The sequence below is a fragment of the Streptomyces sp. NPDC003635 genome (assembly GCF_053587635.1).
Genome location: NZ_JBSFOK010000003.1, coordinates 81,812 through 99,456, shown reverse-complemented (window position 1 = coordinate 99,456; position 17,645 = coordinate 81,812). Strand labels below are relative to the sequence as shown.

At 69.1% G+C, this 17,645-nt stretch carries 18 protein-coding genes; 15 read left to right on the top strand and 3 right to left on the bottom strand.

What is annotated here, in order from left to right; translation table 11 throughout:
* Positions 1-27: 27 nt before the first annotated feature.
* From prmC to ACWDRW_RS04120, 15 genes are all read left to right on the top strand, one after another.
* The gene (gene prmC / locus ACWDRW_RS04190; protein WP_451719817.1) at positions 28-873 is read left to right on the top strand and encodes a peptide chain release factor N(5)-glutamine methyltransferase; all 846 of its coding nucleotides are present in this window, start codon (positions 28-30) and stop codon (positions 871-873) included.
* Between the two features lie 49 nt (positions 874-922).
* Positions 923-1,570 carry an L-threonylcarbamoyladenylate synthase gene (locus ACWDRW_RS04185; RefSeq protein ID WP_451719815.1) on the top strand — a complete coding sequence of 216 codons (648 nt, stop codon included), beginning with the start codon at positions 923-925 and terminating at the stop codon, positions 1,568-1,570.
* The gene (locus ACWDRW_RS04180) at positions 1,567-2,247 is read left to right on the top strand and encodes an arsenate reductase/protein-tyrosine-phosphatase family protein (RefSeq protein WP_451719812.1); all 681 of its coding nucleotides are present in this window, start codon (positions 1,567-1,569) and stop codon (positions 2,245-2,247) included. The genes ACWDRW_RS04185 and ACWDRW_RS04180 overlap by 4 nt, the downstream gene beginning before the upstream one ends.
* Before the next feature lie 66 nt (positions 2,248-2,313).
* Positions 2,314-3,552, top strand: coding sequence for a serine hydroxymethyltransferase (locus tag ACWDRW_RS04175; RefSeq protein WP_451719810.1), 1,239 nt, complete (start codon positions 2,314-2,316; stop codon positions 3,550-3,552).
* Positions 3,553-3,681: 129 nt separating this feature from the next.
* Complete coding sequence (locus tag ACWDRW_RS04170) at positions 3,682-5,013, top strand: MraY family glycosyltransferase (protein ID WP_451719807.1); 1,332 nt, start codon at positions 3,682-3,684, stop codon at positions 5,011-5,013.
* A gap of 297 nt (positions 5,014-5,310) precedes the next feature.
* Positions 5,311-5,748: a hypothetical protein gene (locus ACWDRW_RS04165; protein ID WP_451719805.1), complete on the top strand. Its 438-nt coding sequence runs from the start codon at positions 5,311-5,313 to the stop codon at positions 5,746-5,748.
* A 273-nt stretch (positions 5,749-6,021) separates the two neighbouring features.
* Positions 6,022-6,792, top strand: coding sequence for a F0F1 ATP synthase subunit A (gene atpB, locus ACWDRW_RS04160; RefSeq protein ID WP_451720360.1), 771 nt, complete (start codon positions 6,022-6,024; stop codon positions 6,790-6,792).
* A 77-nt stretch (positions 6,793-6,869) separates the two neighbouring features.
* Positions 6,870-7,112, top strand: a complete 243-nt coding sequence (locus tag ACWDRW_RS04155; RefSeq protein ID WP_250075997.1) for an ATP synthase subunit c family protein — start codon at positions 6,870-6,872, stop codon at positions 7,110-7,112.
* Between the two features lie 38 nt (positions 7,113-7,150).
* Positions 7,151-7,699, top strand: a complete 549-nt coding sequence (locus tag ACWDRW_RS04150; protein ID WP_451719802.1) for a F0F1 ATP synthase subunit B — start codon at positions 7,151-7,153, stop codon at positions 7,697-7,699.
* Positions 7,696-8,511 (top strand): F0F1 ATP synthase subunit delta, encoded by an 816-nt coding sequence (locus ACWDRW_RS04145; protein ID WP_451719799.1) that lies wholly within the window; start codon positions 7,696-7,698, stop codon positions 8,509-8,511. Before ACWDRW_RS04150 ends, ACWDRW_RS04145 begins: the two co-directional genes overlap by 4 nt.
* Positions 8,512-8,637: 126 nt before the next feature.
* Complete coding sequence (atpA, locus tag ACWDRW_RS04140) at positions 8,638-10,245, top strand: F0F1 ATP synthase subunit alpha (protein ID WP_451719796.1); 1,608 nt, start codon at positions 8,638-8,640, stop codon at positions 10,243-10,245.
* 21 nt (positions 10,246-10,266) lie between these two features.
* Positions 10,267-11,184 carry a F0F1 ATP synthase subunit gamma gene (locus tag ACWDRW_RS04135; protein WP_451719793.1) on the top strand — a complete coding sequence of 306 codons (918 nt, stop codon included), beginning with the start codon at positions 10,267-10,269 and terminating at the stop codon, positions 11,182-11,184.
* Entirely contained in the window at positions 11,184-12,620 is a 1,437-nt protein-coding gene (atpD, locus tag ACWDRW_RS04130; RefSeq protein ID WP_451719790.1) for a F0F1 ATP synthase subunit beta, read from the top strand. The genes ACWDRW_RS04135 and atpD overlap by 1 nt, the downstream gene beginning before the upstream one ends.
* 112 nt (positions 12,621-12,732) lie before the next feature.
* Positions 12,733-13,107 (top strand): F0F1 ATP synthase subunit epsilon, encoded by a 375-nt coding sequence (locus ACWDRW_RS04125; protein WP_186284963.1) that lies wholly within the window; start codon positions 12,733-12,735, stop codon positions 13,105-13,107.
* Between the two features lie 151 nt (positions 13,108-13,258).
* Positions 13,259-13,705 (top strand): DUF2550 domain-containing protein, encoded by a 447-nt coding sequence (locus tag ACWDRW_RS04120; RefSeq protein ID WP_451719786.1) that lies wholly within the window; start codon positions 13,259-13,261, stop codon positions 13,703-13,705.
* 13 nt (positions 13,706-13,718) lie between these two features.
* On the opposite strand, the gene ACWDRW_RS04115 is transcribed toward ACWDRW_RS04120, so the two are convergent.
* The 3 genes from ACWDRW_RS04115 to ACWDRW_RS04105 all read right to left on the bottom strand — a co-directional run bounded on the left by ACWDRW_RS04115 (position 13,719) and on the right by ACWDRW_RS04105 (position 17,515).
* Positions 13,719-15,545, bottom strand: a complete 1,827-nt coding sequence (locus ACWDRW_RS04115) for a glycosyl hydrolase family 18 protein (protein ID WP_451719783.1) — start codon at positions 15,543-15,545, stop codon at positions 13,719-13,721.
* 147 nt (positions 15,546-15,692) lie between these two features.
* The gene (locus ACWDRW_RS04110; RefSeq protein ID WP_451719780.1) at positions 15,693-16,334 is read right to left on the bottom strand and encodes a response regulator; all 642 of its coding nucleotides are present in this window, start codon (positions 16,332-16,334) and stop codon (positions 15,693-15,695) included.
* Positions 16,331-17,515, bottom strand: a complete 1,185-nt coding sequence (locus ACWDRW_RS04105; protein ID WP_451719777.1) for a sensor histidine kinase — start codon at positions 17,513-17,515, stop codon at positions 16,331-16,333. Before ACWDRW_RS04105 ends, ACWDRW_RS04110 begins: the two co-directional genes overlap by 4 nt.
* Positions 17,516-17,645 lie beyond the last annotated feature (130 nt).

Below are 17,645 nucleotides of genomic sequence, written 5' to 3'. Positions count from 1 at the left end.
ACGTACGAGTACTTCCGGAGGACTTGCGTGAACCTGCTGCTCGCAGAGGTGGCCCAGGCCACCCAGCGGCTGGCCGACGCCGGCGTGCCCTCGCCGCGCAACGACGCGGAGGAGCTCGCCGCGTTCGTGCACGGCGTGAAGCGGGGCGAGCTGCACTCCGTGAAGGACGCGGACTTCGACGCCCGGTACTGGGAGGTCATCGCGCGCCGTGAGCAGCGCGAGCCGCTCCAGCACATCACCGGACGCGCCTTCTTCCGGTACCTGGAACTCCAGGTCGGCCCCGGCGTCTTCGTGCCCCGCCCCGAGACCGAGTCGGTGGTGGGCTGGGCCATAGACGCCGTCCGCGCGATGGACGTCGTGGAACCGCTCATCGTCGACCTGTGCACCGGCTCCGGCGCCATCGCGCTCGCCCTCGCCCAGGAGGTGCCGCGCTCGCGCGTGCACGCCGTGGAGCTGTCCGAGGACGCCCTGCGCTGGACCCGGAAGAACATGGAGGGGTCCAGGGTCGACCTGCGCCAGGGCAACGCCCTCGACGCCTTCCCGGACCTGGACGGCCAGGTCGACCTGGTCATCTCCAATCCGCCGTACATCCCGCTGACCGAGTGGGAGTACGTGGCGCCCGAGGCACGCGACTACGATCCCGAACTCGCCCTGTTCTCAGGGGAGGACGGCCTCGAACTCATCCGCGGCCTGGAACGCACCGCGCACCGGCTGCTGCGCCCGGGCGGTGTCGTCGTCATCGAGCACGCCGACACCCAGGGCGGCCAGGTGCCGTGGATCTTCACCGAGGAGCGGGGCTGGGCCGACGCGGCCGACCACCCCGACCTCAACAACCGCCCCCGGTTCGCCACGGCACGCAAGGCCCTGCCGTGAGCACCCCCGAGATCTTTCCGAAGCACGTGTACGAGGAGGCCCGCTAGATATGGCACGGCGATACGACACCAATGACGCGACCGACCGCACGACCGGTCTGCGTGAGGCCGCGTCCGCCGTCCGCCGTGGCGAGCTCGTGGTGCTGCCGACGGACACCGTGTACGGCATCGGCGCGGACGCCTTCTCCAAGGAGGCCGTGGGCGATCTGCTGGAGGCCAAGGGCCGGGGCCGCAACATGCCCACGCCCGTGCTCATCGGCTCCCCGAACACGCTGCACGGTCTGGTCACCGACTTCTCCGAGCTGGCCTGGGAACTGGTCGACGCGTTCTGGCCGGGCGCGCTGACGCTGGTCGCCAAGCACCAGCCGTCCCTGCAGTGGGACCTGGGCGAGACCCGGGGCACGGTCGCCGTGCGGATGCCGCTGCACCCCGTCGCCCTCGAACTGCTGACCGACGTCGGTCCGATGGCGGTCTCCTCGGCGAACCTGACCGGGCACCCGGCGCCGGAGGACTGCGACGCGGCCCAGGGCATGCTCGGCGACTCCGTCTCCGTGTACCTCGACGGCGGTCCGACCCCGGGCAACGTCCCCTCCTCGATCGTCGACGTCACCGGCGAGGTGCCCCTGCTGCTGCGCGCGGGCGCGCTCTCGGCCGAGGAGCTGCGCAAGGTCGTACCCGACCTCGAGGTGGCGAATTGACAGCCCCTGACGCGGGGCGTGGCATAGGCAACGGGGAACGTGCTGCGGAGATCACGACCACCTTCGTCGGGCTTCCGCGCGACACCTTCCGCATCCTCCATGTCAGCACCGGCAACGTGTGCCGCTCGCCGATCACCGAGCGGCTGACCCGCCATTTCGTGGCGCAGCGGCTCGGCGTGCTCGGCGGGGCGCTGATCGTGGAGAGCGCGGGCACCTGGGGCCACGAGGGCGCGCCCATGGAGGCCAACGCGGAGACGGTCCTCGCCGACTTCGGCGCGGACTCCTCCGGCTTCGTCGGACGGGAGCTCCTGGACGAGCACGTGATCCGGGCCGACCTGGTCCTGACGGCCACCCGTGACCACCGCGCCCAGGTCGTCTCGATGGGCCACTCGGCGGGCCTGCGCACCTTCACCCTGAAGGAGTTCACCCGCCTGGTGCGGGCCATCGATCCGGCGACGCTGCCTCCGCTGGAGGACGGCGTCGTCGAGCGCGCCCGCGCCCTGGTCCGCGCCGCCGCGGCCCTGCGCGGCTGGCTGCTCGCCCCCACGGCGGAGGCGGACGAGGTCTTCGACCCGTACGGCGCCCCGCTGACCTTCTTCCGCTCGATCGGCGACGAGATACACCAGGCCCTGGACCCGGTGGTGACGGCCCTGACCGGAGTACCCACCCGGACATAGCCGAGCGGACCGCCCATACCGGGCCTACATTGGGCATACGTCACCGTCGACGCCCCGGAGCCCACCATGTCGGTCACCCCTGTCCTAGAGGCCGATGCCCTGCGTCGGCAGGATCCCGAGCTGGCGGAGATCCTGCTCGGTGAACGGGAGCGGCAGGCCACCACCCTGCAGATGATCGCCGCCGAGAACTTCAGCTCGCCGGCCGTGCTGGCCGCGCTCGGCTCGCCGCTCGCCAACAAGTACGCGGAGGGCTATCCCGGGGCCCGGCACCACGGCGGCTGCGAGATCGTGGACGTCGCCGAGCGGATCGCCGTGGACCGGGCGAAGGCGCTGTTCGGGGCCGAGCACGCCAATGTGCAGTCCCACTCCGGCTCGTCGGCCGTGCTGGCCGCGTACGCCGCCCTGCTCCGGCCCGGCGACACCGTCCTCGCCCTCGGCCTGCCCTACGGCGGCCATCTCACCCACGGTTCGCCCGCCAACTTCTCCGGCCGCTGGTTCGACTTCGTGCCCTACGGCGTCGACGCGGAGACCGGGCTCGTCGACCACGACCAGGTGCGCGCCCTCGCCCTGAGCCACCGTCCGAAGGCGATCGTGTGCGGGTCCATCGCCTACCCCCGCCACCTCGACTACGCCTTCTTCCGCGAGGTCGCCGACGAGGTCGGGGCGTATCTCATCGCCGACGCCGCCCATCCCATCGGACTCGTCGCCGGGGGAGCGGCGCCCAGCCCGGTGCCGTACGCGGACATCGTGTGCGCCACCACCCACAAGGTGCTGCGCGGACCGCGCGGCGGGATGATCCTGTGCGGCGCCGAGCTGGCCGAGCGGGTCGACCGGGCGGTGTTCCCCTTCACTCAGGGCGGCGCGCAGATGCACACCATCGCCGCCAAGGCCGTCGCGTTCGGCGAGGCGGCAACACCGGCCTTCACCGCGTACGCCCATCAGGTGGTCGCCAACGCCCGCGTGCTCGCCGCCGGTCTCGCCGCCGAAGGGTTCGTCGTCACCACCGGCGGCACCGACACCCACCTGATCACCGCGGACCCGGCGCCCCTCGGCGTCGACGGCCGCACCGGCCGCGGACTGCTCGCCGCCGCCGGGATGGTCCTGGACTGCTGTGCCCTGCCGCACGGCGACGCCCGCGGCCTGCGCCTGGGCACGGCCGCCCTGACCACCCAGGGCATGGGGGAGGTGGAGATGGCCCGGATCGCCGTGCTCATGGCGGGGGTGCTGCGCGGGGAGATTGACGCGGTGCGGGCCCGTGAAGAAGTACGGGAGCTGACCCGGGGATTTCCGCCCTATCCCGGCTGAGCCGGGGTAGGCGGTCGGGCATGCACAGCCACTCGTGCAACCATCGTCGCTACCCGGAAGTCCCCAACCATATGCGCGCATCGCTAGTGTGTGGGGCTGAGATGGCCAGCGAGACCTGTGGGGAAGCCCGTGCGTGAATACCTGCTGACGCTCTGCATCACGGCCGCGGTGACGTACCTGCTCACAGGGCCGGTGCGGAAGTTCGCGATCGTGGCCGGGGCGATGCCGGAGATCCGGGCGCGTGACGTGCACCGGGAACCCACTCCGCGGCTCGGCGGTATCGCCATGTTCTTCGGCCTGTGCGCGGGCCTGCTGGTCGCCGACCATCTGGCGAACCTCAGCACGGTCTTCGAGAACTCCAACGAGCCGCGCGCCCTGCTCTCGGGCGCCGCGCTGATCTGGCTGATCGGTGTCCTCGACGACAAGTTCGAGATCGACGCCCTGATCAAGCTGGGCGGCCAGATGATCGCCGCCGGCGTCATGGTCATGCAGGGTCTGACGATCCTGTGGCTGCCCATCCCGGGTGTGGGCTCGGTCGCGCTCACCCAGTGGCAGGGCACCCTGCTCACCGTCGCGCTGGTGGTCATCACCATCAACGCGGTCAACTTCGTCGACGGCCTCGACGGCCTCGCGGCCGGCATGGTGTGCATCGCCTCGGCCGCGTTCTTCCTCTACGCCTACCGGGTCTGGGTGTCGTACGGCATCGAGGCCGCCGCTCCGGCGACCCTGTTCTCGGCCATCCTCATGGGCATGTGCCTGGGCTTCCTGCCGCACAACATGCACCCGGCGCGGATCTTCATGGGCGACTCCGGCTCGATGCTGATCGGGCTGGTGCTGGCGGCGGGCGCGATCTCCATCACGGGACAGGTCGACCCGGACGCGCTGAAGTTGTTCGCGGGCTCGGAGAAGGCGGCCGTGCACCAGACGGTGCCGGTGTACATCCCGCTCCTGCTGCCGCTGACGATCATCGCGATCCCGGCCGCGGACCTGGTGCTGGCCATCGTGCGGCGCACCTGGCGGGGCCAGTCCCCGTTCGCCGCGGACCGGGGCCACCTCCACCACCGGCTGCTGGAGATCGGCCACTCCCACAGCCGGGCCGTCCTCATCATGTACTTCTGGTCCGCGCTGATCGCCTTCGGGGCGCTGGCCTACTCGGTCAACTCGGCGTCCATGTGGATCGTGCTGGGTGTGGTGTTCCTCAGCGCCATCGGTCTGGTCCTGCTGCTCCTGCCGCGCTTCACGCCGCGCACCCCGCGCTGGGCCGAGGCCTTCGTGCCGCCGCGGTACCGCCGTCGTGGAGCCGTGGCGGAACCGGCGGCGGCCACTCCGCAGACCGGCGGCGAGGAACCGCACGAGGAGCGCACTCCGGTGGCCGCTGGCATCGCCTCGGTCAACGGAGCCACCGCGATGGGCGCCCGTTCGCGCTTCCTGGACCGGCGGAAAGCCGAGTCGTCGCGCTGACGGCAAGGTAAGAATCTGACTAGAGCATTGCCAAACCGTGGGGGAGCGAAGCGGCGCAATACCAGACAAAGGGGCGCCGTTCCTGCACATACGCGCACTGTCACTCTCATGTGTGACAGCGAGCACACCTGCCAGGTAAAGACCTCATCAAATAGTTTGTGATACGGTTCACGAGAACCCGGGACAGTGCCGAAGGACCTCAGTGCGAGGGTCCATCGGAGTGAGGTTCTCTCTCAGTCCGGGACTACGCTCGTCCATGACGACACCCCTGCCCCCTGTGAAAGCGGAGTTGCCGCCATGCCGTCCAATGACGCCCGGAATCTTCTGCAGATCGCTGTGCCCACAGCGGCTGCCGGCGCGATCGTCGTCGCCGTCAGCGCTGCGGTGGCCGGCGGCAAGGGCGCGCTCGGTGCGGTGATCGGCACGCTGCTGGCCATCCTGTTCATGGGAATCGGCCTATACGTCCTGCAGTGGACGGCAAAAACGCTCCCGCAGCTGTTCCAGGCCATGGGGCTGATGCTCTACGTCGCCCAGCTCCTGCTTCTCCTGATCTTCGTCGCCCTCTTCAAGGACACCTCTCTCTTCAACGCGAAGACGTTCGCGATCTCGCTCGTCGTCGCAACCGTCGTGTGGATGGCCGCGCAGGCTCGCGCGCACATGAAGGCCAAGATCTTCTACATCGACCCGGACTCCGCGAAGAGTGAGAAGACCGAGAAGACAGGGCCGTCGTCGTGAGGGGTAGGGGCGGGATAAAGGGCGGGGAGAACTCCTGCTATCGTCCGGTGCCAACTGCGGCATCGCGGGCGCGGGCATCTGAGCTGACGCCTGCTCGATCGCGAGGCTTGATGCCCCAGAGCCGCCCCCACATCCGTTACACCAGTCCGGTGCCGACCCGCGGCTGCGCGCCGCGCCGACACAACGAGGTTGCCGTACCCATGCGTCACGCCGAAGGAGCCCGCGGTGAGTGCTGACCAGACCCAGCTCGCCTTTGACTGGAGCTGTCGGATCATGTCCGACAACGGGTGTGGTTTTCCGGCTCCGGGCCTGCACTCGTTCCTCTTCAAGCCGATCGCCACGGTGGGAGGGTTCGAGTTCAACAAGGTGATGCTGCTCGCGCTCATCACCACCCTCCTTGTCGTCAGCTTCTTCTGGGCTGCGTTCGGCAAGGCCAAGGTCGTACCGGGCAAGCTGCAGATGGTCGGCGAGGCCGGTTACGACTTCGTGCGCCGCGGCATCGTCTACGAGACCCTCGGCAAGAAGGAGGGCGAGAAGTACGTCCCCCTGATGGTCTCGCTGTTCTTCTTCATCTGGATCATGAACATCTGGTCCGTGATCCCGCTGGCTCAGTTCCCGGTGTCGTCGATCATCGCGTACCCGATCATCCTCGCGGGGATCGTCTACATCGTCTGGATGTCGCTGACCTTCAAGAAGCACGGCTTCGTCGGCGGCTTCAAGAACCTCACCGGCTACGACAAGTCGCTGGGCGCGGTTCTCCCGCTCGTGGTCGTCATCGAGTTCTTCTCGAACGTCCTGGTCCGCCCGTTCACGCACGCGGTGCGACTCTTCGCGAACATGTTCGCCGGCCACCTGATGCTGGTCATGTTCACCGTCGCCTCCTGGTACCTGCTGAACAGCTGGATGATCCCGGCGGCCGGCGTCTCCTTCGTGATGACCATCATCATGATCCTCTTCGAGCTTTTCGTGCAGGCGGTCCAGGCGTACGTCTTCGTGCTCCTCGCCTGCTCGTACATCCAGGGCGCTCTGGCCGAGCACCACTGAGCCCCTACCCGCCCGCACATCCCAAGTCGTCCGGTGGCCAACCCCCACCGGTCCGTAACAGAGAAGGAAGAACCGGCATGTCCGCTCTCCAGACCCTCGCCGCCGAAGGCGTCACCGGCTCCCTCGGTTCCATCGGCTACGGCCTTGCCGCCATCGGCCCCGGCGTCGGCGTCGGCATCATCTTCGGTAACGGCACGCAGGCGCTCGCCCGTCAGCCCGAGGCTGCCGGTCTGATCCGCGCCAACCAGATCCTGGGCTTCGCGTTCTGTGAGGCGCTCGCCCTCATCGGCATCGTTATGCCGTTCGTGTTCGGTAAGTGATCAACCCTTACTGACACGAATCGACGAAAGGCACTGATGTGATCGCCAACCTGGTACAGCTGGCGGCCGAGGAAGAGCAGAACCCGCTCGTTCCGCCCGGCCCCGAGCTGCTCGTCGGCACCATCGCCTTCGCCATCGTGTTCTTCTTCTTCTGGAAGAAGCTGCTTCCGAACATCAACAAGGTTCTGGAGGAGCGCCGCGCGGCGATCGAAGGCGGTATCGAAGAGGCCGAGGCCATGAAGGTCGAGGCCCAGAGCGTCCTTGAGCAGTACAAGGCACAGCTCGCCGAGGCCCGGCACGAGGCCGCGCGTCTGCGCCAGGAGGCGCAGGAGCAGGGCGCCGCGCTCATCGCCGAGATGCGTGCGGAAGGCCAGCGGCAGCGCGAGGAGATCGTCGCCGCCGGTCACGCCCAGATCGAGGCCGACCGCAAGGCCGCCGCGTCCGCGCTCCGTGGAGACGTCGGCAAGCTCGCCACCGACCTGGCCGGCAAGCTCGTCGGCGAGTCCCTCGAGGACCACGCCCGCCAGAGCCGTGTCATCGACCGCTTCCTCGACGAGCTCGAGGAGAAGGCCGAGGCCACGCGATGAACGGAGCGAGCCGCGAGGCCCTGGCAGCCGGACGTGAGCGTCTCGACGCGCTGACGGACTCGACGTCCGTGGACGCGGCGCAGCTCGCCGACGAGCTGGCGGCCGTCACCGCGCTGCTCGACCGCGAGGTGTCGCTGCGTCGGGTCCTCACCGACCCGGCGCAGGCCGGTGAGGCCAAGGCAGAGCTGGCCCAGCGGCTGCTCGGCGGCCAGGTCGGCGGCGAGACCGCGGACCTGCTGGCCGGTCTGGTGCGCTCCCGCTGGTCGCAGTCCCGCGACCTGGTGGACGCCCTGGAGCAGCTGGCGAACACCGCCGACCTCACCGCCGCGCAGAAGGCGGGCACGCTCGACAACGTCGAGGACGAGCTGTTCCGGTTCGGCCGGATCGTCTCCTCCAGCACCGAGCTGCGGGCCGCGCTGACCAACCGCTCGGCGAGCAAGGCGGCCAAGAGCGAGCTGCTGCGCAGCCTGCTCGGTGGCCGGGCCGACGCCGTGACCGAGCGTCTGGTGACGCGCCTTGTGACCGCGCCGCGTGGACGTAGCCTGGAGACGGGCCTCGAGGCCCTGTCCAAGCTCGCCGCCGAGCGCCGGGACCGGATGGTCGCCGTGGTCACCTCCGCGGTGCCGCTGAGCGACGGCCAGAAGCAGCGCCTCGGCGCCGCGCTGGCGAAGCTCTACGGCCGTCAGATGCACCTCAACCTCGACGTGGACCCCGAGGTCCTCGGCGGGATCCGGGTGCAGGTCGGTGACGAGGTCATCAACGGCTCCCTCGCCGACCGCATCGAGGACGCCGGCCGCCGACTGGCGAGCTGAGCAGCAACTTCATAGCAGTACGTACTTACGACGGCCCTGGTTGGGCCGTACATGAAGAATCCTGGGGGTCGCCCCCAGACCCCCAAAGTGAAACTTCGGGCCCAACAAGGAGAGCAGGGAACCCAGATGGCGGAGCTCACGATCCGGCCGGAGGAGATCCGGGACGCACTGGAGACCTTCGTCCAGTCGTACAAGCCGGACGCGGCCTCGCGCGAGGAGGTCGGTACGGTCACCCTTGCCGGCGACGGCATCGCGAAGGTCGAGGGTCTTCCCTCGGCCATGGCCAACGAACTGCTGAAGTTCGAGGACGGCACCCTCGGCCTCGCCCTCAACCTCGAGGAGCGCGAGATCGGTGCCATCGTCCTCGGTGAGTTCAGCGGCATCGAGGAGGGACAGCCGGTGCAGCGCACCGGTGAGGTTCTCTCCGTGGCCGTCGGCGAGGGCTACCTCGGCCGTGTCGTCGACCCCCTCGGCAACCCGATCGACGGTCTCGGCGAGATCGAGACGTCCGGTCGCCGCGCCCTGGAGCTGCAGGCCCCCACGGTCATGCAGCGCAAGTCGGTGCACGAGCCGATGGAGACCGGCTACAAGGCCGTCGACGCGATGACCCCGATCGGCCGTGGTCAGCGTCAGCTGATCATCGGTGACCGCCAGACCGGCAAGACCGCCCTGGCCGTCGACACGATCATCAACCAGCGTGACAACTGGCGCACCGGCGACCCGAACAAGCAGGTCCGCTGCATCTACGTCGCCATCGGTCAGAAGGGCTCGACGATCGCGTCGGTCCGCCGCGCGCTGGAGGAGAACGGCGCGCTGGAGTACACGACCATCGTCGCCGCCCCGGCGTCCGACCCGGCCGGCTTCAAGTACCTGGCGCCGTACACCGGTTCGGCCATCGGTCAGCAGTGGATGTACGAGGGCAAGCACGTCCTCATCATCTTCGACGACCTCTCGAAGCAGGCCGACGCCTACCGCGCCGTGTCGCTGCTGCTGCGCCGCCCGCCGGGCCGTGAGGCCTACCCGGGTGACGTCTTCTACCTGCACTCCCGTCTGCTGGAGCGCTGCGCGAAGCTCTCCGACGACATGGGCGCCGGCTCGATGACCGGTCTGCCGATCGTCGAGACCAAGGCCAACGACGTCTCGGCGTTCATCCCGACCAACGTCATCTCCATCACCGACGGCCAGTGCTTCCTGGAGTCGGACCTGTTCAACGCCGGTCAGCGCCCCGCGCTGAACGTCGGTATCTCCGTCTCCCGAGTCGGTGGTTCCGCGCAGCACAAGGCGATGAAGCAGGTCTCCGGTCGTCTCCGCGTGGACCTCGCCCAGTTCCGTGAGCTGGAGGCGTTCGCCGCGTTCGGTTCCGACCTGGACGCCGCGTCGAAGGCCCAGCTGGAGCGCGGTCAGCGCATGGTCGAGCTGCTGAAGCAGGCTCAGTACCAGCCGATGTCGACCGAGGACCAGGTCGTCTCCGTGTGGGCCGGCACCACCGGCAAGATGGACGACGTGCCGGTCGCGGACATCCGCCGCTTCGAGAAGGAGCTGCTGGAGTACCTGCACCGCAAGGAGCAGGGCCTCATGACCTCCATCAAGGAGGGCGGCAAGCTGTCCGACGACACGCTGACGGCCGTTGCCGACGCGATCGTCGACTTCAAGAAGCAGTTCGAGACGTCGGAAGGCAAGCTTCTCGGCGAAGAGGCACCGGCCGCCCCGAAGGCGACCAGCGCCTCCAAGTGACGTAAGGAAGGGACCTGACTCATGGGAGCCCAGCTCCGGGTCTACAAGCGTCGCATCCGATCCGTCACCGCGACCAAGAAGATCACGAAGGCGATGGAGATGATCGCCGCCTCGCGCGTCGTCAAGGCGCAGCGCAAGGTGGCGGCCTCCACGCCCTACGCGACCGAGCTCACCCGCGCGGTCACGGCGGTCGGCACCGGCTCGAACACCAAGCACCCGCTGACCACGCAGGCCGAGACGGTCACGCGGTCCGCGGTGCTGCTCCTGACGAGCGACCGCGGTCTGGCCGGCGCCTTCAACTCCAACGCCATCAAGGCCGCGGAGCTGCTGACGGAGCGCCTGGAGCGCGAGGGCAAGCAGGTCGACGTCTACATCGTCGGCCGGCGTGGTCTGGCGCACTACAACTTCCGTGAGCGCAAGGTCTCGGAGTCGTGGACCGGGTTCACGGACGAGCCGTCGTACGCGGACGCCAAGAAGGTCGCGGCGCCGCTCATCGAGGCCATCGAGAAGGACACGGCCGAGGGCGGCGTGGACGAGCTCCACATCGTCTTCACCGAGTTCGTCTCGATGATGACGCAGACGGCGCTCGACGACCGTCTGCTGCCGCTCAGCCTCGACGAGGTCGCGGCGGAGGCCGCCCCCAAGGGCGAGATCCTCCCGCTGTACGACTTCGAGCCGTCGGCGGAGGACGTCCTCGACGCCCTGCTGCCGCGCTACGTGGAGAGCCGTATCTACAACGCGCTGCTCCAGTCGGCCGCCTCCAAGCACGCCGCCACGCGGCGCGCGATGAAGTCGGCGACCGACAACGCCGGAGAGCTCATCGAGAACCTCTCCCGGCTTGCCAACGCGGCCCGCCAGGCCGAAATCACCCAGGAAATCAGCGAGATCGTCGGTGGCTCCGCAGCCCTGGCCGACGCGAGCGCGGGGAGTGACAGGTAATGACGACGACAGTTGAGACGGCCGCTGCCACGGGCCGCGTCGCCCGGGTCATCGGCCCGGTCGTCGACGTGGAATTCCCCGTCGACGCGATGCCGGACATCTACAACGCCCTTCACGTCGAGGTGGCCGACCCGGCCAACGCCGGCGAGAAGAAGATCCTGACCCTGGAGGTCGCCCAGCACCTGGGTGACGGCCTGGTCCGGACGATCTCGATGCAGCCCACCGACGGTCTGGTGCGCCAGGCCCCGGTGACCGACACCGGTGCCTCCATCACGGTGCCGGTCGGCGACTTCACCAAGGGCAAGGTGTTCAACACCCTCGGTGAGGTGCTGAACGTCGACGAGTCCTACGACGGCGAGCGCTGGGGCATCCACCGCAAGGCGCCGAACTTCGACGAGCTCGAGTCGAAGACCGAGATGTTCGAGACCGGCGTCAAGGTCATCGACCTTCTCACCCCGTACGTCAAGGGTGGAAAGATCGGTCTGTTCGGCGGTGCCGGCGTCGGCAAGACGGTGCTCATCCAGGAGATGATCTACCGCGTCGCCAACAACCACGACGGTGTGTCGGTGTTCGCCGGTGTCGGTGAGCGCACCCGTGAGGGCAACGACCTCATCGAGGAGATGTCGGACTCCGGCGTCATCGACAAGACCGCGCTGGTCTTCGGTCAGATGGACGAGCCCCCGGGCACCCGTCTGCGCGTGGCCCTCGCCGGTCTGACCATGGCGGAGTACTTCCGCGATGTGCAGAAGCAGGACGTGCTGTTCTTCATCGACAACATCTTCCGCTTCACCCAGGCCGGTTCCGAGGTGTCGACCCTGCTCGGCCGGATGCCCTCCGCGGTGGGCTACCAGCCGAACCTGGCCGACGAGATGGGTCTCCTCCAGGAGCGCATCACCTCGACCCGTGGTCACTCGATCACCTCGATGCAGGCGATCTACGTCCCCGCGGACGACCTGACCGACCCGGCCCCGGCCACCACCTTCGCCCACCTCGACGCGACGACGGTTCTGTCCCGTCCGATCTCCGAGAAGGGCATCTACCCGGCCGTGGACCCGCTGGACTCCACGTCCCGCATCCTGGACCCGCGCTACATCGCGCAGGACCACTACGACGCCGCCATGCGCGTCAAGACGATCCTGCAGAAGTACAAGGACCTCCAGGACATCATCGCGATCCTCGGTATCGACGAGCTCGGCGAGGAGGACAAGCTCGTCGTCCACCGTGCCCGTCGCGTGGAGCGCTTCCTGTCCCAGAACACCCACGTCGCCAAGCAGTTCACCGGCGTCGACGGGTCGGACGTCCCGCTGGACGAGTCGATCGCGGCCTTCAACGCGATCTGCGACGGCGAGTACGACCACTTCCCGGAGCAGGCGTTCTTCATGTGCGGTGGCCTCGAGGACCTCAAGGCCAACGCCAAGGAGCTGGGCGTCTCCTGAGCCACGTGCTCTTGGTGAGGGGGCGGGGCACGTCCCGCCCCCTCACGCACGCCCACTAGACTTGTAACCAACACCCGGCACAACCGCCGGGTGGTGACCCGAGGAGCCTCCCTTGGCTGCTGAGCTGCACGTCGCGCTGGTCGCCGCCGACCGAGAGGTCTGGTCCGGCCAGGCCACCCTGGTCGTCGCGCGCACCACGTCCGGCGACATCGGCGTCATGCCCGGTCACCAGCCGCTGCTCGGTGTGCTGGAGTCGGGCCCGGTGACCATCCGTACGAGTGAAGGTGGAACGGTCGTCGCCGCGGTGCACGGCGGTTTCATCTCGTTCGCGGACAACAAGCTGTCGCTGCTGGCCGAGATCGCCGAGCTGTCGGACGAGATCGACGTCCAGCGCGCGGAGCGCGAGCTGGAGCGTGCGAAGGCGGAGGGCGACGCCGCCGCCGAGCGTCGCGCCGATGTCCGCCTGCGTGCCGCGGCGGCCCGCTAGATTCAGCGGGATCGCGCCACGCGATGACGTCACTCAGCCGCGGCTGGGACCGGAGCGATCCGGTGCCCGCCGCGGCTGAGGCAGATATGGATGTTTTTTCCGTTCCGTTACCTGATCTGAAGGTACCTAGGAGACGAGGAGGTCGGTGTCGATGGTCCTCGCTCTGACTGTGTGCGGAATCGTCGTGGCCCTTGTGGTGCTCGGGCTGTTCGTCTTCGGGCTGCGCCGCAGGCTCATCCAGCGCTCCGGCGGCACCTTCGACTGCTCCCTGCGCTGGGACACCCCGGAGAAGACCGACACCAGCGGCAAGGGCTGGTCCTACGGCGTCGCCCGCTACAACGGCGACCGCATCGAGTGGTACCGCGTCTTCTCCTACGCGTACCGGCCGCGCCGGGTCCTGGAGCGCGCCGCCATCGAGGTCGCCGGACGCCGGCTGCCCGAGGGCGAGGAGGAGCTGGCGCTGCTCTCCGACGCCGTCATCCTGACCTGTCTGCACCGGGGCATGCGTCTGGAGCTCGCGATGAGCGAAGACGCGCTGACCGGTTTCCTCGCGTGGCTTGAGGCAGCCCCGCCCGGTCAGCGCGTCAATGTCGCCTAGTAGCTGATGGTGCTTACTTCAGTCCGTTACTGATGGCGCTCACCAGTTCACCGTTGCTGGTGTCGCCGCTGAACTCCCAGAAGAAGGCACCGCCCAGGCCCTGGCTCTTGGCCCAGCTCATCTTGGTGCCGATGGTGGCCGGGGTGTCGTAGGACCACCAGTTGCTGCCGCAGTGCGCGTACGCCGTGCCGCCGACGGTTCCGGTGGCGGGGCAGGAGTTCTTGAGGATCTTGTAGTCCTCGATGCCGGCCTCGTAGGTGCCGGTCGCCGGGCCGGTCGCCGTGCCGCCGGGGGCGGACTGGGTGACGCCGGTCCAGCCGCGGCCGTAGAAGCCGATGCCGAGCAGGAGCTTGCTCGCCGGGACGCCCTTGGCCTTGAGCTTGGCGATGGCGTCGGCCGAGTTGAAGCCCGCCTTCGGGATGCCCGAGTACGAGGTGAGCGGGGAGTGCGGGGCCGTCGGGCCCGTCTTGTCCCAGGCACCGAAGTAGTCGTACGTCATCACGTTGTACCAGTCGAGGTACTGCGCGGCGCCGCCGTAGTCGGCCGCGTCGATCTTGCCGCCGCTGGAGGCGTCGGCCGTGATGGCCGCCGTGATGAGGTAGTTCGAGCCGAACTCGGCACGCAGCGCCTGGGAGAGGTTCTTGAAGGCAGCGGCGCCCGAGGTGTCGCAGGTCAGACCGCAGGCGTTCGGGTACTCCCAGTCGATGTCGATGCCGTCGAAGACATCGGCCCAGCGCGGGTCCTCGACCACGGCCTTGCAGGACTTGGCGAACGCGGCCGGGTTCTGCGCGGCCTGGCCGAAGCCGCCGGAGTAGGTCCAGCCGCCGAAGGAGTACAGCACCTTGATGTGCGGGTACTTGGCCTTCAGCTGACGCAGCTGGTTGAAGTTGCCGCGCAGCGGCTGGTCCCAGGTGTCGGCGGTGCCGCTGACCGACTGGTCGGCGGTGTAGGCCTTGTCGTAGGCGGCGTAGGTGTCATCGACGGTGCACTGACCGTTCTTGACGTTGCCGAACGCGTAGTTGATGTGCGTGATCTTCGACGCGGAGCCGGAGGACACCAGGTTCTTGACGTGGTAGTTGCGGCCGTAGACGCCCCACTCGGTGAAGTAGCCGAGGTTGACCTTGGAGCCGGGCTCCGGGTCGGGGTCGGTGCCGCCGCCGGTGGTGCGGACCGCGACCGCGCCGCTGACCGGTCCGGTCTGGTCGGCGGTGTCCCGGGCCTGCACGGTGTAGGAGTAGTCCGTGCCGGCGGTCAGGCCGGTGTCCGTGTACGACGTGGTCGTCACCGTCGCGACCTTGGTGCCGCCGCGCAGGACGTCGTAGTTCTTGATGCCCTTGTCGTCGGTGGCCGCGCTCCAGGCGAGCTTCACCGAGGTGTTGGTGACGTCGGAGGCGGTCGGGGTGCCCGGCGCGGAGGGAGCCGCGTCGCCGGGGACCGAGCCGCCGTCACAACTGCCGCCGTTGAGCTTGCAGTTGGCGGGGGAGCCGGAGCCGGTGCCGTTGAAGCCGAAGGAGACGGACGCGCCGGGGGCGAGGGTGCCGTTCCAGGACTTGTTCTTGGCGGTCCAGTGGGTCCCGGAGGAGCTGAAGTCGGCGTCCCAGCCGGAGCCGACGGAGGTGCCGGAGGGGAAGTCCCACTCGACGGTCCAGGAGGTGAGGGTGGTGGTGCCGGTGTTCTTCACCGTCCACTTGCCCTCGAAGCCGGAGCCCCAGTCCTGGGTCTTGACGTAGGTGGCGGTGGCCTCGGTGGCCGCCTGGGCGGGGCTCGCGAGGCCGACCAGGCCGGCGAAGGGGAGCAACAGGGTCGCGAACCCTGCCGCGGCTCTGTGTCTGAAGCGCATGCTGCGCCTCCCTTTTCTGAAAGGGGTGTTGGGGCGGGACTGAGCCTTCTCGCCCACGGTGCCGCGAGAATAGAAAGGTCTGGACCACAGGTCAATAGGTCCAGACCACATGCGTCTTCGGCGCCGCCCCGGCGACCCCCGTGCTCGCTAGATCCCCAACTCCTGTGCCAGCACCGCCGCTTGCACCCGGCTGCGCAGCTCCAGCTTCCCCAGCAACCGGCTGACGTGCGTCTTCACCGTCGCCTCCGCCATCTCCAGGCGGGTCGCGATGTCCGCGTTGGACAGCCCCTCGCCGAGGCAGGACAGCACCTCGCGCTCCCGCCGGGTCAGCGACTCGAGCACGGCCGGATCGGCTCTCGGCTCGCGCACGGGCCCCGCGGCGAACTCGGCGATCAGCCGCCGGGTGACGGCGGGGGCGACGACGCCCTCACCGCGCGCCACCGTCCGTACGGCTTCCAGAAGGTCCCGGGCGTCGGTGTTCTTCAGCAGGAATCCGGACGCGCCCGCCCGCAGCGCCCCGAACACATACTCGTCGAGATCGAAGGTGGTCAGCACCAGCACGTCCGCGAGCTGTTCACCGACCACCTTCCGGGTCGCCGACACCCCGTCCAGACGTGGCATCTGCACGTCCATCAGCACCAGGTCGGGGCGCAGCTCGCGGGCCAGCGTCACCGCCTGCTCGCCGTCCGCCGCCTCGCCGACCACCTCGATGTCGGGCGCGCTGCGCAGGATCAGGACCAGTCCGGCGCGGACGGCGGACTGGTCCTCGGCGACGAGGACGCGGATCATTCTCGGTCTCCTTCGGTCACGGGAAGCGTGGCACGCACGGCCCAGATCCTGCCCTCCGCCGACGTCTCCGGGGCCGCCTCGAAGCTGCCCTCCAGCAGCGCGGCCCGCTCCCGCATCCCGACCAGACCGGCTCCGGAACCGGGGGCGCGAGGGCCGTCATGGTCGCCGTAGGGGCTGGTGATCCGCACGTCGAGGACGCCGTCGCGCTGGGCGAGGGTGACCGTGACCCGGCCGGGGGAGGCGTGCTTGAGGGCGTTGGTGAGGGACTCCTGGACGATGCGGTAGGCGGCGAGTTCGACGGGGGCGGGGAGCCTGCCGTGCTCGGTGGTCAGACGGACGTCGAGGCCGTTGGTGCGGGCGCCCTCCACGAGCGCGCCGAGTCCGTCGAGCGTGGGGGCCGCCGCCGGTTCGAGGTCGCCGCTGCTGTCGCGCAGGATGCCGATCAGTCGGCGCATCTCGGCGAGTCCCTCGACGCTGTTCTCCCGGATCACCGTGAGCGCCTCCTGGGAGGTCCTCGCATCGTTCAGGGAGAGCGCGGCGGTGGAGTGGATGGCGATGGCGGAGAGATGGTTGGCGACCATGTCGTGCAGTTCGCGGGCCATCCGGGCGCGTTCGGCGGTGACCGCCTGGGCGCGGTCCATCTCGGCGAGCAGCGCGGTCTGTTCGGCGTGCAGGCGGGCGGCCTCGGCGGCGTCCCGGTGGTTGCGGACGATCCAGCCGGTGGCGGCGGGGGTGAAGGCGACGATCCCGGTGGCCACGCCGATCAGCAGCGCCTCCGGCTCCTGCCAGACCGCGACGGGCACCACCGTGCCGACCACCGTCAGCAGGCCGGTGATCCAGGGCACCCGGCGTGCGGTGGCGGGCGGGCCGTACAGGACGGCCGCGTAGATCAGGTCGGTGAACATGACGACCGTCGCCAGGTTGCCCTGGGTGAGGGTGTCCGCGACGATCGCGACCGTTCCGACGATCAGGCCGGCCCGGGGGCGGGTGCGGCGCAGCAGCTCGCAGGCGGCCATGACGGTGAGCGGCACCAGGATCGGCCAGCGGCCCTCCCAGAGCACGATCGGGTCGTCGGAGGCGCGGGTACCGAGCCCGACGCCCCAGATGAGCAGCCCGCCGAGCAGCCCGGCGAACGCGATCCGGACGTCGTCCCGGTGCGGGCGGGGGAGCGGAACGGCCATGGAGCCATCCAACACGGCCCGCGGCCTCGCCGCCTGATCCCGGGGAAGGGTCCCGTACTGCATCTTTCGATGTACCGCCGGTTCGTCACCGGCGACGACGAAAGCTGCGCCGCGCGCCGGGAGCCTGGAA

Bases quoted from the DNA above. Each gene is read 5' to 3' on its own strand.
- ACWDRW_RS04155 (WP_250075997.1), top strand. From the start codon at position 6,870: ATGTCCGCTCTCCAGACCCTCGCCGCCGAAGGCGTCACCGGCTCCCTC.
- ACWDRW_RS04175 (WP_451719810.1), top strand. From the start codon at position 2,314: ATGTCGGTCACCCCTGTCCTAGAGGCCGATGCCCTGCGTCGGCAGGAT.
- atpA (WP_451719796.1), top strand. From the start codon at position 8,638: ATGGCGGAGCTCACGATCCGGCCGGAGGAGATCCGGGACGCACTGGAG.
- ACWDRW_RS04135 (WP_451719793.1), top strand. From the start codon at position 10,267: ATGGGAGCCCAGCTCCGGGTCTACAAGCGTCGCATCCGATCCGTCACC.
- ACWDRW_RS04120 (WP_451719786.1), top strand. From the start codon at position 13,259: ATGGTCCTCGCTCTGACTGTGTGCGGAATCGTCGTGGCCCTTGTGGTG.
- atpD (WP_451719790.1), top strand. From the start codon at position 11,184: ATGACGACGACAGTTGAGACGGCCGCTGCCACGGGCCGCGTCGCCCGG.
- ACWDRW_RS04110 (WP_451719780.1), bottom strand. From the start codon at position 16,334: ATGATCCGCGTCCTCGTCGCCGAGGACCAGTCCGCCGTCCGCGCCGGA.
- ACWDRW_RS04115 (WP_451719783.1), bottom strand. From the start codon at position 15,545: ATGCGCTTCAGACACAGAGCCGCGGCAGGGTTCGCGACCCTGTTGCTC.
- ACWDRW_RS04185 (WP_451719815.1), top strand. From the start codon at position 923: ATGGCACGGCGATACGACACCAATGACGCGACCGACCGCACGACCGGT.
- ACWDRW_RS04165 (WP_451719805.1), top strand. From the start codon at position 5,311: ATGCCGTCCAATGACGCCCGGAATCTTCTGCAGATCGCTGTGCCCACA.
- atpB (WP_451720360.1), top strand. From the start codon at position 6,022: ATGTCCGACAACGGGTGTGGTTTTCCGGCTCCGGGCCTGCACTCGTTC.
- ACWDRW_RS04145 (WP_451719799.1), top strand. From the start codon at position 7,696: ATGAACGGAGCGAGCCGCGAGGCCCTGGCAGCCGGACGTGAGCGTCTC.
- ACWDRW_RS04105 (WP_451719777.1), bottom strand. From the start codon at position 17,515: ATGGCCGTTCCGCTCCCCCGCCCGCACCGGGACGACGTCCGGATCGCG.